Here is a 13,213-nt window from a genome sequence, read left to right as displayed (position 1 = left end):
CCTTTAATGTTTTATCATTCAGTTCAATTATACTCCTCTTTAGATTTCCCTTTCTATCTTAAACTATAAAACCATAATAATTTATTATTATTATAAAAGGAAAAACATATATAAAAACTTATTGAACTAAATACTCTCTATTTAAAATTCTAAATAAACATTCTAAGAATGATATCAATATTTCATGAGTTGAGGTTGCTAAATTTACTCATCAACTTTAGTTCCACCAACTATACCCCCATACCAATCATATCTCTCCTCCAAAAACCCCCTAGTCTCCCCACTCCCCTTATAAAAACCCTCCCAACCCCGCTCCCTCAAAACCCCCTTCCAACTATCACTCTCCACCATCCTCTTAATAACACCATCCCAATAAGCAACCTCTTCCTCCGTCATATCTTTCGGGCCCATAATTCCTTTCCAGTGTTGGAAGATGACGTTGATTCCTTGTTCTTTCCATGTTGGGATTTCTGGTAGGCGGTCTAGTCGTTTTGGTGCGGATACGGCTAGTATTTTTATTTTGCCGGCTTTGTATTGTTTTTCGGCTTCGGATAGGGTCATGGTTGCGGCGCCTATTTGTTTGTTCGTTAGGGCATTTATGATTTTTTCTTTGTTTTCGTAGACGAAGAATTGTAGTTCGGCAGGGTTTATGCCAAATGCTTTGCTTATTTGTACGAAGGATAGGTGATCGTCGTTTCCTAGGCCTGGGGCAACGCCGATTTTGAAGTTTTTCTTGTCTTGTTTTAGTTGTTCCATTAGTTCATTTGCATTTTCTATGTTTGAGTCTTTTGATACAACAACGACTTCCCAGTCCGATGCAAGTGTTGCGAGCGGTGTGAAGTCTTTATATGTTAGTTTACTGTGTCCTAGTAGGTTGTTCGTTATGAGTAAGCTTGAGTTAATCGCCAGTACGTGACCGCCTTTTTGTTTCGTATATTTCCATCCGACGTCACCGCTGCCACCTACTTTGTTTGTAACAGTGATTGGTTTTATGAAGATTTTTTCTTCTGTTAGTGTTTTTTGCATCGCCCGTGCTGTTAAGTCCCAGCCTGCTCCTTGAACGTTCGGCGCAACGATTTCTACTTTGTCGATGTTCACTTTATTCATATGGGATTTTTCCGAGGAACAACCAGCTATTACTCCTATCATGATCCACATACATAGTAATAATCGTTTTTTCATAGTCCTCGTCCTATTCGGTACTTTCGTTCTGGTCGTCCGATAATGCCGTATGTGTACTCTACTGTGCATTCGCCGGTCGCTACTAAGTATTCTAAATATCTTCTTGCGGTTGTTCTGGAGGCACCCATTTGTTCTCCCATTTCTTCTATTGTAATGCCCTCTTCGAACCCTTTTATAATCCCCTTCACTTTTTGTAGTGTTAACGGATCCACACCTGTCGGTAAGTTTTTTATGTCTTGTGTTTGCGAAGTCCCGAAGAAATTATCGATGAGTGCTTGATTCACTTCATTGTTACTATGTAATAATTGTTTCTTTCTTTTATAGTCTTCAATTGTGCGAACGAATTTTTCTAACGTGACCGGTTTTATAAGGTAGTTGCTTACGCCATTTCGAATTGCTTTTTCTAACATATGATTTTCATTTGCCGCAGTAACCATAATGACGTCAACGTTTGGAAAGTCTGCATGAATTTTCGGTAATAAGTCTGTGCCAATTCCGTCTGGTAAATAGTTATCTAATAGAAGTAAATCGATTTCTTCCTTTTGTAGTAGTTCCATCGTTTCTTTCGCGTTCAATGCTTTTCCGATCACTTTTACATCCTTTATTTTTAATAAAAATTCCTCTTGAATTTGTGCGACGCGGAAATCATCTTCTGCAATTGCAACCTTCAACATATGTCCATCCCCCTGTTTGTTATGTACTCTCTTTCAATGTTTTCGGAAGGTAAATTGTAAAAATAGCTCCCCCATTTTTCTCGTTTTGAATTTCAATTGTTCCCCCTAGTAGATCTACCATTTCTTTCACGTTTGCTAGCCCGTAACCACGATCAGTTCCTTTCGTTGAAAATCCTTTTTGAAAAATGGTCGTTATTTTTTCTGCCGGTATCCCTATCCCGCTATCTATCACTTCAAATACAATATCGTGTCCAATATCCGTAACAAAGAAGGAAACACTCTTTTCCTCTCGTTCATTCACCGCATCAAATGCATTGTCGATTATGTTTCCAAGAATCGTAATAAGATGCGAAACCTTTATATGGTCTGGTAACGGATGAAGCGCGCTATCTCCTTCAATATGAAAATCGATTTTCTTTTCAGAAGCTGTTGCGAGTTTTCCTAATAAAATAGCTTGTACTTTCGCATCGTGAATTTGATGGAATAAAATATGATTTTGGCTTTGATGAATATTAGATTCTTGCTGGATAAATTCAATTGCTTCTTTGTAATGCCCTAACTGAAGTAATCCTGATAAAACGAAAAGTTTATTTGTAAATTCATGCGTTTGAGCACGTAAGTCCTCTGAATACTTTCTTACCTCTGATATTGTGTTCACTAGATTTTGCAGTTCTGTTTTATCTCTAAAACTACATACAACACCTACCGTACTGTTATTTTCGAGTATCGGCGTCATGTTTAAAATAAACACTTTATCTTGAAACGCAATTTCTTGATCGTTTTCTAGCACTCTTTCCATATGAAATTCTGGTAAAACTTTTGAAATGTGCTGCTGCATATAATTATCATGTACATGAAGCATTTCTTCTGCCGAGGTGTTCATCATCGTAATAAAACCATTTTGATCAATGGCGATAATTCCTTCTTTTATAGATAGTAATATCGCACTTCGCTCCCGGTATAACGCTGCAATTTCATTCGGCTCTAAACCAAGTGTATCTTTACGAATGCTACGCGCTAAAAGAATTCCACCAACAATGCCGGCTATTAATACCGCTAAGGAGAAGAGGATAATTTCTTTCGTTCTACTCAATATGTTAGATTCAATGCCTTTTATTAAAAACTCTACTGTCACAACGCCTACTACTTGATCGTAATCTCCGTTATGAACAATAATAGGTGCTTTCGCCATTAAAGCTGGACCGCTTGTACCATTCCCTTCGAGCGTATAATAACCACCAAAAGTGAGTGCTTCATAGTTATACGGGTTGTTACTCTTTGTTCCAATCAACTCAGAATTAGAATGGGAATACATAACCCCATAGCGATCTTCCACAATTACATAATCCACACCAGCTTGCTCACGAACTTGTTCCGCAATGGATTGGATAGTACTTTTATGTTCGTTATTTTGAAAAGCCTCTTTTATAGCTGGCATAAAAGAAAGAGATTTAGCTGTTTGCAGCGCTAACTGTTCCACTTGGTGCTTCGTATCAACGGACTGAATGTAAACAAATATTCCCGCTAATAGGAGAACAACAAATAAAATTAACGTAATAATTAAGCTTACTATTTTCGTTTGCAATGACACTTTGCGTGATTTCTTCATACTTCATATCCTTTGATAAAATATTCTAAACTATCAATCTCCTTTTTCTATTATTATGACAAAACGAATAAGGAAGCAACTATTAAAACTCTCCATGTACATAAAGTACAAAAAGAATAAAATTGTCATAATATTGAGATTTTATTCTACAGACAGTACAATTCAACTATGATGAACACGCTTTCATAATTATCATTTTATTTATAAGCAAGAGGAGGAATTAGTATGGCTCAAGTAAAATCAAACCGAGTCGCCGGCAATATCTTTAAAGGTTCTGTCGGTAATTTAATTGAATGGTACGACTGGTACGTTTACTCTGCTTTCGCCGTTTATTTTTCAGCAGAGTTCTTTCCTAAAGGAGATCCAACGAGTCAGTTACTGAACACAGCAGCTATTTTCGCAGTTGGATTTTTAATGCGCCCTATCGGAAGTTTATTAATGGGACGCTATGCGGATCGGCACGGACGCCGGGCAGCATTAACGCTTTCCATTACAGTTATGGCCGGTGGTTCTTTAATTATTGCCTGTACACCGAGTTACGAAAGTATCGGTATTATGGCCCCTATTATTTTAGTTCTTGCTCGTTTACTTCAAGGGTTGTCACTCGGCGGAGAGTATGGAACTTCCGCAACGTATTTATCTGAAATGGCTAGTAGTGGACGCCGTGGTTTTTATTCAAGTTTCCAATATGTAACCCTCGTTGCTGGACAGATGGTTGCGTTAGGTGTTCAAATTGTTCTTCAGCAATTACTAAGCGAACCAGATATGAAAGCTTGGGGATGGCGTATTCCATTCATTATTGGAGCGATGGGCGCAGTAGCTGTATTATGGCTTCGCCGCACGATGGATGAGTCGGAGCAGTTCTCAAACATAAAATCACAAAAACGCGAAAGCGCAGGAACCGTTCGTGCACTTATGAAACACCCGAAAGCAGTATTAACAGTAGTCGGCCTAACATTAGGAGGCACTGTTGCATTTTATACGTACACAACATATTTACAAAAGTTCATGGTAAACACAGTCGGCCTTCCGAAAGAAGTTGTAAGCTGGATTAACTTTGTCGCACTACTTATTTTCGTCGTACTTCAACCGATTGCAGGGCTACTATCCGATAAAATCGGACGACGCCCACTATTAATGGCTTTCGGTATTCTCGGAACATTACTAACAGCGCCGATCTTCTTCTTCATGGAAAAAACGACAGAACCAATCGTAGCATTTTTACTCATGATGGTCGGTCTCATTATCGTTACTGGTTACACTTCCATTAACGCAATTGTAAAAGCAGAACTCTTCCCAACTGAAATTCGCGCACTTGGCGTAGGTTTACCATATGCACTAACAGTTGCGATATTTGGCGGAACAGCTGAGTTCATCGCATTATGGCTAAAGAGTATTGGGATGGAATCACTATTCTACTTTTATGTAGCTGGATGTATCGCAATCAGCTTTATTACGTATTGGCGTATGGATGAGTCATCGAAGACTTCGCAAATTGAGGCGGAGCTTGGTAGTGGGGATACATTAGTTAATAATAAATCTAGTTAAAATGATGTATTCTATAATCTTCGTTTATCTGAACTCGATTTACTTTATCTAAGAAGGCATAATTCATTAAGATATAATTTAAAAACCTCTACTTATATGTAGGGGTTTTTGTATGACGAAAAAACACGTATTATCGACAATTGCAAAAAGCCGGAGATTTTGCCAATGTAGAATCCATTGGTACTCACACCATGCGAAAAACCTTCGGCTATTGGTTCTATAAACAAACAAAAGATGTTGCTATGTTACAAGAAATTCTTAATCATAGCACACCACACATCCATATGGAATATATTGGAATTAACAAAGAAGAAAAAGATAATATTCTTGATACATTTCAAATTTAATTCACTTAAAATTACTATTTCAATCATCATAAAAAAGACCTTTTATTTTAAAATAAAAGGTCTTTTTTATACACATATATGTATTAAGATTTATATTTTTTTACTGTACAAGGAATAGTTACAATGTACAAATCTATAGCATAGATTGTAACCCAGATACCTTTACCTTCAGCTTCTAACTTTTTATCTAGTTGAGACAAATGCTCTGAAACTTTTCTTTTTCCCCATCTTCTAGGAAACCATTGAAAAACCTTAGGAACATTATATTTTTTATTATACCAAGTATTCAATCTCCAAAAAATGAAAAAAACCAAAACAATAATTATGATATGAAAAATATCAGAATATGAAATTCCTAAAACCATATTATATTTTCTCCATTTTCACTAAAACTCAGATAATTCACTTCTTAATTCTAATTCATCCTCTGTTTCGAAACCCTTAAATAATAAATGAATTATTTGATTATGATTAAAAAACACATTATATTCTTTTGATAAATTACCATGAGGATATGGACAAGAAACATAATCGCATAATTTATTATCAGCTTGTTGTTGCTTTCTTCCATAAATCATAAGAGGTTGATTAATTTCTTCTATAAGAGCTACAGAACCAATTGGTAATAATTAGCCTCCAATTGGAAAATAAGAGACGAACAAAGACAATCTACTCAGCTCTCCTAAGGTTTTAATAGTTTAATATTTGATTTTCAAGTTTGCCTTCACAAATTCCTGTTAACACTAATAATAAGAAGAACAGGCCGTAAAACGGGCGATCAATTTGATCATATAGGTCATACGCTTCGCCAAGTGGAACATCCGAATCATGTGGTTGTTCACCCTGTAACAATTACTAACAGCGCGTAGAAAACATTTGGATAAATAAGAGGCAAATAAATGATTAAAAAGTTGTAACCCCTACTATAAGAAATACTATTATTACCAAAGGAAGAATGATAATCATAAAGGATATTATTATTGTTAATAATGCTTTCCATGCTGAAAATTGGTGTGCTTCTCCTAAACATTTTAAGGAAATAATGATTGTCCAAATTCCAATAACTATATCAATTATGGCAAAAATAAGAAACAAAATCGTTAAAGTTATGCTACTCTCCATTTTCGGTGTCTCACTCGTAAAGTTTTCTATCCCAAACAAGAAAAATGAAGGCACCCAAACTAATATAAGAGAGTAAACGTAAGGGATATAAGAATAGGCAACTGAGTAACGTGTTTTTTCAAAGGTACCTTGTCCACCAAGTTTTTTTGCCACCCAATTAAATAACGCTGGTAGCAAAAAATAATAAATTAAGAAGGCAACGAAGGTACCGAATATAACCATTGAGATTAATGAAACTGGACTACTTATTGAATCCGCCATATTTTTAGAAGATGCTCGATCTAAAGTCTGTACGAATGAGCCTAGTAAAATGAGTAAAAACACATTCTTTGGTTTGGATATAAAAATTTCTTTCATTGTATCACGTGGTTTTGTCCAAATGGAGAACCAAGGATTAAGCGCACGTTTAAATTGATTTTCTGGAGTTTCCATATAAAAAACATTCCCCTTTCTTAAAACATATTAAATTTAAATCCCTAATTATCCCAATTATGTACATATAAATATTAAAGCATAAATAGTCGATTATTTAAATGTAAATATTCAATCATTTAATTTCATCTGAAACTTAGGGGGAGTGCTTCTTAGCAATTACCTCTATATTTTCTTACATTTTTAACTATGGGCTGATTAGTTACTTTCATTTTTGAGTACCTCACATTCTTTAATACACGGGATAAACAGCTATAATCTTATCATTAATAAGAACAAACCTAATTTCCATTCCTTCAGATGTTTTACCACAATATAATCTTCCACTTATACATCTTTTATTGCTATAAGCCTCGTGAATGGCTTCCATAAGAAGAATGCGATTATATACTTGAAATGCAACAAATTCTCTTTAAAAGCCTATACGTATTTTCCCTCCATCTTCTATATGCTTCCGTAAATAATAATACTTATGGAGTTCTATAATCATATAAAACAAACCAAACGAAAACACTGTGCATGCACACATAAATACAATCGCACCCATCTGTTGTGTTGCAATGCTAAGAATTATATTAGCAATTAACTGCCCCGATCCAGCTGCAATAGCTGCTACTTTTACACCACCAATTTCTTCATTCTTAAATGTTTCTTTTATCATAATTAATTTATTTTCTTCAATGACCTAATCCTCTCTAACTAAATAGCTTTTATTCTTATCTTCCCAGTATCTATATTCATAGGGTACTTGTTCATCAAATCGCTGTAAATAACCTCTCCAGTTATTCGGAATATATTCTTCAAAAGATATTGATTCCGGATAATTAGAATAAAAAGTTAAACGCTCAAAATCTATTAGGAAACATGGATTATAATCATAATAGGCTTCTTCTCTATTAGTTCTTAGTTCTCTTAAAAATTCTAACCTAATATCTTCTGTAAATCTTTTATATTTTTCTATTCTTTCTAAAAAGTTAGCTATTGTAGTCTCATTTAAAATACTAATGCCTTTTCTTTCTTCTGGATATTCACTAGGAGGATAACCAGCTTGATTATAATCTAAACACCATAAATCTGATTCAGTTATATACCAATTGAGCTTATTTTTATATTTTACACCCACTATAATATTTTCGGCGTATAAAGGCTTAATCATTTAACTCGTTCTCCTCTCTTACTTAATAAGTTTAGCATTTCGTCCATATTCTACTAACCACCGACTAGTGGGGTCAGGTAATTCGTATGCAATACCTTCAAATTCATTTTTATCAAAAGTACCCTTGTCAACAATCTTAGGAGCTGTTCTACCCTCGTTAAGTGGATTAGTTTTATAATCCTTCTGAATAAAAACAGCCTATGTAGTTATACAGGTTCTTCAACCATAAGTAGTTGTTTTCTTCCGTAAATTACAACCTTTTTTGTCCCTCCTTTTAAGAGAACAATAGAGCCATTTGGTAAAAACTTTTCTTTAAAAAATTGCATAATTCCCTATCCTTGCTTTATCTAAATGTAATTCTATATTCATGATGTTGCTTCTCCCTTTTCTTTTCCGCATTCTTTACTGACTATAGGAGAACCACGATTATATACTTAAAATTCAATACAGACTCTTTAAATGGTTTCATGTGTTCTACCCCCATCTTCTATATGCTTCCTTAAATAATAGTACCTATGGAGTTCCATAATGAAATGAAACAACATAAACGAAAGCATGGAGTATACACACATTAATACAATTGCTACCATCTTTTGTGTTGCAAAACCAAGACTGATATTAGCAATGAGTTGACCCAATCCTACAAAAGCCACTACTCCAAAACCAGAGTTTTTTTTCGATGATTTTGATTTTTTGATTGATTCCTGAAGTTTTTTAATATGATTCTTATAATAATAATTCAAAGCAAAAATATATAAACCAACCGAAAAAATAAAATAGATGGGAGTTTGTAATCCTAACATTCCATATGCAAACTTTTGGGTTATAACTAATAATCCTACTGAACATACGATGCCAAATACCCCACGAAATAGAGTGTATTGTAATTGCTGTTTCCTAGGATTTATAACAATCTATATCGCCCACAATTTACACTTAAATACATTGGTATCAATAAAGAAGAAAAGGATAATATCCTTGATACATTTCTCCTTTAATTTCTTTAAAATATATATCAACCTATTAAAAAGCAAATATTAGTCTTCTTTTTTAATTAAAATATTAAAAGCAAAAAAACTTTAATAAAAATTCAAACCCATAAATAAAATTTAATTATTTTTCTTACATTATTCTTTTAACATACTTAAAAACTCACTAAAATTATCTGCAACTTCACTAGTTACCGGATTCAACTCTTCTGATTCTTCATGATACCATACCACAACAGATGGTATTTCCTTTTCTCTAAAATCTAAACAAAGAAAATCACCTGCGAATAAAACAGCAAATGGAATAACATTTATCCCTGTTAAATCTTCATCATCCGTTAAACGAGTATCGATATCAGATAATACAACCTCTATATCATACCAACCATTTTCATCATCATCTTCTGGGTCCTCCAACAAACATAAGAAACGTTCAATTAAAAGTTCGTTTTTTTCATGTGAAAAAACATTAGTAATTGGAATAGAGCCATTATATTTTTTCAAAAAATCTATAAAATCATTTGGTAATTTTATCTCACAATATTCCTCAAATGATTCAATTAATTCATCATTTGGTGATTGAAGTTCACTACCATTTTTAATCTTCATTTTAATTCCTCCATTTCTTTACCTACCTTTAGATCTATAAGACCAATGTCCTTCACTCCGCCCACCTTTATGAAATATGCTATTATGTATTCCAAATGGTACTAATTCCATTTTACCTGGCATCTAACCATTTAAATTGTTGTTTGTCACTTGCCAACCACATTTCCTCTGGTAACTCATCCGATTTAATAATTAAACCAGCTTTCTTAAAATCAGGATATTGTGTACCTAATTTCATAGGAACATCAGGTATTAAACCTTTCTCAATAGCAACCTGCTTAATAATAGCTTTTTGGGGAGCTGTTAATTTTTCTCCACCACTAATCTATCTCCATTTCCACGGACTATTAGAATTTACTACTGCAGCATTATATTCTAATTCAAAATCGAGATATTTCCCTTCTACAGCATCGTCTAAAATCTTTATATATTCATCCACTTCATATAAATTTTCTATAAAATCAGATACAATAGCAATCTCTTCCTGTAAACGAATTCTTAATCCACTAAATGGATTACACCAAAATTCATGCGAACTATCTCTCCACCCATCATCATATCTAAATACCTTTAGATTCTTTTGCAATGACTATTGCTGATAATTATTTAGGAAAAAAGACTTTAAAACCTGAGATAATGGAGAAATATGAAATAATAGATAGAGCTGACCTCTATAAGAAGTCAGCTCTATCTATTATTTCAATTCTTTATTTTTTCCTTTTTTAAATTCTTTTTGTTTATCTTGCCAAATATGAATTAAATCTACTAATTCAATCGTTTCTATCTCACAAAAATCTCCCTTACCATCTTCAGCCAAATTGTCTAGGACAGTAGTTGTATCTTTCCGAATTTCTAAACCACAAATGTTTCCATTTACTACTACGTAATTTTCTTTCCCATTTAAAACACTATGTATTTCTTCTAAAATCCAATCTCCAAACGCAGAAACTTCAACGCCTAAAAAAGTCTCCATAAGTTTAATTTCTTGAGGAAGCCTCATAACTAGTTTTCCATTGGTAAGTACTTCAAAGCTATATGGATATTTCATTACTATTGTACTCCTTTATACTAAAGATAAAATTTATTCCGCTGGGAAAGCAGAGATAATTTTCCCATTCCCATCTATATACATGCTAATCCTTATACCCTCTGAACCTATTCCAGAATATGTGTTACCAAATTCATACGTTCTATTATTATATGCTTCATTTATATTATCTACAATCTTTTGCGGGCTCCAATCTTTAGGGAAAAATGTAGAAAATCCTCTATTTCCAGTTTTAGGGGTTCCATTCACTTCTACCCTAGCTTTATAAATGCCTTGATCATTTAATATCTCTTCTGTTCCGCTAATTATTTTTCCAGGTGTATTCTCCAATACTTCAGTATGATAACCCATTGCGTCACCACGCCAATTTATTTCACCCTCTAGGATATGTTTGAGTGTATTTGGTCTAAATTTTTCTGTATGTTGTAAATTAGATATAATTTCCCTATTAGAAAGTGAAGATCTATGATTTTCATTAACAAAATTACTCCCACCAGAATTACTTTCACCTCTAGCAAACTGATAGGTCGACAGCTTTTCTTCAGCTTTTTTAAAATCAGGCGTATCAAATCTAAATCGCAAACTATTTCCACCAGCAAAAGCAAAGCGATCTCCCATTTGTAAATTACTTGTAATATGTGAAACAGCTTGCGGAATCTTATTTTTTGCTAGTTTGGTCACTTTACCTGCTTGACCTAATTTACTTGCTTTACTTAATCCTTTATCACCAATAAATCCTAATCCAACTTGTGTTAAAGCATAACTTCCCCATTTAGCACGACTTTCAGCATCTCCATTTATTACATCATTAATAAATGAATCTGACAATACATTATACATCGTACTGAGGGTATCAATAGGGTGCAAAGCAGCGTTCCCCATGTTTTCCCACGTTTCCCAATCTCCTAAAGCTTTTATTCCGTCTATTGTATCGCTAACTGCTTGTCCCGTACCATCTACAATACCGTCCCAAATTTTTTCACCAGTAGATTTTTCAGGTAGCTTACCACACATTTCACCTTCTTCAATTGAATTGGTAGCTTGTCGTGCCCTCTCTTCTGTAATCCCTTGAATTGAAGTTGTCCATTCCATATTCAACCCTTGCGTACTAAATGTACCACTTGCAGGACTAAACCCTTTCCCACTTTGAACTTCCGCCAAACCTGTCGCAATGCTAACAGCTAGTTGGAGAGCAGTATCATAATTACTACTAGAAGTATAATTAAATTCATATAGATGTTCTAGTTTTTCTTGCAGTTTTTGCCTCATCACAGTAAAAAGATTTACCATAGCTTCCATACCTGGGATTGGCATAGCTTGACTGATGGCTTCCATACTTGCTTTCATTCGGTCAATTTCTCGAATTTGTTCTAATATTTCTTGTTCAATTACATCTGTGGAAGCGACTTGTGATTGAAATTGACTTGGAAAAGCATCGTTCTGGCGAATTAACTCTTCACACAGATAAATGATTCCTTGCGCTAAAGGACGAAAGGTTTGTACAAAAAATGATTTTGCACTGCTATAAGTTTGTCCTTGTAGAACAGTATCAATTGCAAAGGCATCAATTGACTGAATGACTTGTTCCATACCTTGAATAGTAGCGTTACATACAGCATTCATACTTTGAGTTTGGCCTTGTACTTCTCCTAAATACATATTTAAGCTCATGCATTGACCTCCCTCGCTAATTGTTGTTGTTGATAGGAAAGATCGTTTTCTAAATCACTAAGGTTTCGTCTTTCTTTAAGCAACGTTTCTTTTTGGTTTTCTAATTCAAATGTGACTTTTCGTTCAATATGTTGTGCCTCTTGATATGTATTCATAAAAAACTGAGACATTTCTCTATCACCATGCCAAGTTCCTAAAATTCGATCAAACAAACGATGGTTTCGACCTCTCCATTCATAAAAATCTGCTTCCGCTTGCTCCTGAATGTAAATCGCGGATTGATTTCGGTCTTGTTCTTCAAATACACTTCTTAACTTTTGATTTACTTGATTGATTTGTTTTTCAATATCTTGACTCATTATATTCCTCCTACCATTTTACCTTTACGTAGGTTGTCACATTAGCGAAAAGTGTTGTGAAGTTCGTTATCCATTCTCTCAAACTCTTGGGCTACTGAATGAATATTATCGATCGCTTGTTGAAAGGCCGTGGAAAATTGTTTCGTAAAATCTAACATTTGTTGATTCGCTTCTTGTGCTTTTGAATTAACAGATAGTGTTGTACGCGTCGCCTTTGTTATAGAACGATTTGTTGCACTTTGGATTATATTCGAAGCTGTTCTCATCTGCGTAGCAATTTGTTGTGCCGTTTGAAAATTACTTTGAAATTGTCCCATCACTCAAATCCTTTCTCTAATTTTCAGAAGATGCCAAAGAAATCCCAATAAATATATGAAAATTCCCTATTAATATCACTCTTTTTAAACGTGTGTCCAGCTAAGTTGGGCATGCAATCAAATGAGCCATACACTATAAGCTGTATGGCT

16 protein-coding genes and 6 pseudogenes are annotated in these 13,213 nt (G+C 34.3%); 3 read left to right on the top strand and 19 right to left on the bottom strand.

Annotated elements, in window-relative coordinates:
* Positions 1–204: 204 nt before the first annotated feature.
* From N2V80_RS04735 to N2V80_RS04725, 3 genes are read right to left on the bottom strand one after another with little or no spacing between them, the layout of a single operon-like run.
* Positions 205–1,182 carry a tripartite tricarboxylate transporter substrate binding protein gene (locus tag N2V80_RS04735; RefSeq protein ID WP_061655041.1) on the bottom strand — a complete coding sequence of 326 codons (978 nt, stop codon included), beginning with the start codon at positions 1,180–1,182 and terminating at the stop codon, positions 205–207.
* Positions 1,179–1,856 (bottom strand): response regulator, encoded by a 678-nt coding sequence (locus N2V80_RS04730; protein ID WP_061655039.1) that lies wholly within the window; start codon positions 1,854–1,856, stop codon positions 1,179–1,181. Before N2V80_RS04730 ends, N2V80_RS04735 begins: the two co-directional genes overlap by 4 nt.
* Before the next feature lie 19 nt (positions 1,857–1,875).
* The gene (locus tag N2V80_RS04725; protein ID WP_061655038.1) at positions 1,876–3,465 is read right to left on the bottom strand and encodes an ATP-binding protein; all 1,590 of its coding nucleotides are present in this window, start codon (positions 3,463–3,465) and stop codon (positions 1,876–1,878) included.
* A 225-nt stretch (positions 3,466–3,690) separates the two neighbouring features.
* Between N2V80_RS04725 and N2V80_RS04720 the strand changes: the two genes are divergently transcribed.
* On the top strand, positions 3,691–5,013 hold the full coding sequence (locus N2V80_RS04720; RefSeq protein ID WP_061655035.1) for an MFS transporter: 1,323 nt from the start codon (positions 3,691–3,693) through the stop codon (positions 5,011–5,013).
* A 131-nt stretch (positions 5,014–5,144) separates the two neighbouring features.
* Positions 5,145–5,360, top strand: a pseudogene (locus tag N2V80_RS04715) (tyrosine-type recombinase/integrase); the annotation flags it as partial.
* An 83-nt stretch (positions 5,361–5,443) separates the two neighbouring features.
* Here N2V80_RS04715 and N2V80_RS04710 read toward each other — a convergent pair.
* The 8 genes and pseudogenes from N2V80_RS04710 to N2V80_RS04675 all read right to left on the bottom strand — a co-directional run.
* On the bottom strand, positions 5,444–5,725 hold the full coding sequence (locus N2V80_RS04710; protein ID WP_000242737.1) for a hypothetical protein: 282 nt from the start codon (positions 5,723–5,725) through the stop codon (positions 5,444–5,446).
* Positions 5,726–5,746: 21 nt separating this feature from the next.
* Positions 5,747–5,938 (bottom strand): DUF4176 domain-containing protein, encoded by a 192-nt coding sequence (locus N2V80_RS04705; RefSeq protein ID WP_061655033.1) that lies wholly within the window; start codon positions 5,936–5,938, stop codon positions 5,747–5,749.
* Between the two features lie 112 nt (positions 5,939–6,050).
* Positions 6,051–6,212 carry a hypothetical protein gene (locus N2V80_RS04700; RefSeq protein ID WP_043328555.1) on the bottom strand — a complete coding sequence of 54 codons (162 nt, stop codon included), beginning with the start codon at positions 6,210–6,212 and terminating at the stop codon, positions 6,051–6,053.
* Positions 6,213–6,263: 51 nt separating this feature from the next.
* Complete coding sequence (locus tag N2V80_RS04695; RefSeq protein WP_000449722.1) at positions 6,264–6,914, bottom strand: Yip1 family protein; 651 nt, start codon at positions 6,912–6,914, stop codon at positions 6,264–6,266.
* A 412-nt stretch (positions 6,915–7,326) separates the two neighbouring features.
* Positions 7,327–7,545, bottom strand: a pseudogene (locus N2V80_RS04690) (hypothetical protein); the annotation flags it as partial.
* Between the two features lie 54 nt (positions 7,546–7,599).
* Complete coding sequence (locus N2V80_RS04685; RefSeq protein WP_000595043.1) at positions 7,600–8,070, bottom strand: hypothetical protein; 471 nt, start codon at positions 8,068–8,070, stop codon at positions 7,600–7,602.
* 178 nt (positions 8,071–8,248) lie between these two features.
* Positions 8,249–8,396 (bottom strand): annotated as a pseudogene (locus N2V80_RS04680) (DUF4176 domain-containing protein); the annotation flags it as partial.
* A 129-nt stretch (positions 8,397–8,525) separates the two neighbouring features.
* A pseudogene (locus tag N2V80_RS04675) lies at positions 8,526–9,002 on the bottom strand (hypothetical protein); the annotation flags it as partial.
* Here N2V80_RS04675 and N2V80_RS04670 point away from each other — a divergent pair.
* Positions 8,994–9,068, top strand: a pseudogene (locus tag N2V80_RS04670) (integrase); the annotation flags it as partial. The pseudogenes N2V80_RS04675 and N2V80_RS04670 sit on opposite strands and share 9 nt — an antisense overlap.
* A gap of 129 nt (positions 9,069–9,197) precedes the next feature.
* Here N2V80_RS04670 and N2V80_RS04665 read toward each other — a convergent pair.
* From N2V80_RS04665 to N2V80_RS04630, 8 genes and pseudogenes are all read right to left on the bottom strand, one after another.
* A complete protein-coding gene (locus tag N2V80_RS04665; RefSeq protein ID WP_000694781.1) occupies positions 9,198–9,668 on the bottom strand; it encodes an SMI1/KNR4 family protein in 471 nt (156 codons plus the stop codon).
* 18 nt (positions 9,669–9,686) lie between these two features.
* On the bottom strand, positions 9,687–9,779 hold the full coding sequence (locus tag N2V80_RS04660; protein WP_088351714.1) for an HNH endonuclease: 93 nt from the start codon (positions 9,777–9,779) through the stop codon (positions 9,687–9,689).
* A 1-nt stretch (position 9,780) separates the two neighbouring features.
* Positions 9,781–9,906: a hypothetical protein gene (locus N2V80_RS04655; protein ID WP_002025382.1), complete on the bottom strand. Its 126-nt coding sequence runs from the start codon at positions 9,904–9,906 to the stop codon at positions 9,781–9,783.
* A gap of 117 nt (positions 9,907–10,023) precedes the next feature.
* Positions 10,024–10,254: pseudogene (locus N2V80_RS04650) on the bottom strand (hypothetical protein); the annotation flags it as partial.
* Between the two features lie 108 nt (positions 10,255–10,362).
* A complete protein-coding gene (locus tag N2V80_RS04645; protein ID WP_000877046.1) occupies positions 10,363–10,716 on the bottom strand; it encodes a type II toxin-antitoxin system toxin in 354 nt (117 codons plus the stop codon).
* A gap of 33 nt (positions 10,717–10,749) precedes the next feature.
* Positions 10,750–12,387: a ribonuclease gene (locus tag N2V80_RS04640; protein ID WP_000056056.1), complete on the bottom strand. Its 1,638-nt coding sequence runs from the start codon at positions 12,385–12,387 to the stop codon at positions 10,750–10,752.
* Positions 12,384–12,746: a DUF3958 family protein gene (locus N2V80_RS04635; RefSeq protein ID WP_016121984.1), complete on the bottom strand. Its 363-nt coding sequence runs from the start codon at positions 12,744–12,746 to the stop codon at positions 12,384–12,386. The genes N2V80_RS04640 and N2V80_RS04635 overlap by 4 nt, the downstream gene beginning before the upstream one ends.
* 41 nt (positions 12,747–12,787) lie before the next feature.
* Positions 12,788–13,063, bottom strand: coding sequence for a TIGR04197 family type VII secretion effector (locus N2V80_RS04630; RefSeq protein WP_016121983.1), 276 nt, complete (start codon positions 13,061–13,063; stop codon positions 12,788–12,790).
* Between the last annotated feature and the right edge of the window lie 150 nt (positions 13,064–13,213).

The organism is Bacillus sp. FSL W8-0640, from assembly GCF_038007725.1.
Classification (GTDB): domain Bacteria; phylum Bacillota; class Bacilli; order Bacillales; family Bacillaceae_G; genus Bacillus_A; species Bacillus_A cereus.
The sequence above is the reverse complement of the archived record's forward strand: the minus strand, read 5'-3'. Positions and strand labels throughout refer to the sequence as shown.